Origin of the sequence: Bacillus sp. JJ1521 (genome assembly GCF_036965165.1) — a bacterium.
In the GTDB taxonomy this organism is placed as follows: Bacteria; Bacillota; Bacilli; order Bacillales; family Bacillaceae_L; genus Ferdinandcohnia.
The window spans coordinates 1-668 of sequence record NZ_JBALOX010000030.1; the positions used below are offsets into that span (position 1 = coordinate 1).

The following is a 668-nucleotide window of genomic DNA, read 5'->3' on the forward strand; positions in this document are numbered from 1 at the left end:
AAGCTGAGCTACTTCCCGATATAATATGGCGCGCCCGAAAGGAGTCGAACCCATAGCCTTCTGATCCGTAGTCAGACGCTCTATCCAATTGAGCTACGGGCGCATATTAAAAGGTGATTCAAAATCAGCGACTTTTCTATCATAACACCTTACTTTTTCAATTGCAAGTGTTTTTTTAAAAAGTTTTTTGGTGCGGTCGAGAAGACTCGAACTTCCACGGGATCAACTCCCACTAGGCCCTCAACCTAGCGCGTCTGCCATTCCGCCACGACCGCAAATGTTTAAGGTACAGTGCGGGTGAAGGGACTCGAACCCCCACGTCAAAGACACTAGATCCTAAGTCTAGCGCGTCTGCCAATTCCGCCACACCCGCATATTTCATATGAATGGTGAGCCATGAAGGATTCGAACCTTCGACCCTCTGATTAAAAGTCAGATGCTCTACCGACTGAGCTAATGGCTCATAATATAAATTATGTTTAGAAGTGCAATTCTTTGTATCTTTTACAAGAAGAAAGAGCATCCATTGTGCTCGTAAAAATGGCTGGGCTAGCAGGATTCGAACCTACGAATGACGGAGTCAAAGTCCGTTGCCTTACCGCTTGGCTATAGCCCATTGATTTTACTTCACGAGAAACTTAGAAGTTTGTAATGGTGGAGGATGACGG

5 tRNA genes are annotated in these 668 nt (G+C 45.5%); all 5 read right to left on the reverse strand.

Annotation, left to right across the window (positions count from 1 at the left end):
- Positions 1-26 precede the first annotated feature (26 nt).
- Positions 27-103 (reverse strand) — tRNA-Arg (locus tag V7147_RS05560).
- An 85-nt stretch (positions 104-188) separates the two neighbouring features.
- A tRNA-Leu gene (locus tag V7147_RS05565) sits at positions 189-275 on the reverse strand.
- 17 nt (positions 276-292) lie between these two features.
- A tRNA-Leu gene (locus tag V7147_RS05570) sits at positions 293-373 on the reverse strand.
- A 14-nt stretch (positions 374-387) separates the two neighbouring features.
- Positions 388-463: transfer RNA gene (locus tag V7147_RS05575), tRNA-Lys, on the reverse strand.
- Positions 464-541: 78 nt separating this feature from the next.
- Positions 542-616 (reverse strand) — tRNA-Gln (locus tag V7147_RS05580).
- Positions 617-668: the final 52 nt, after the last annotated feature.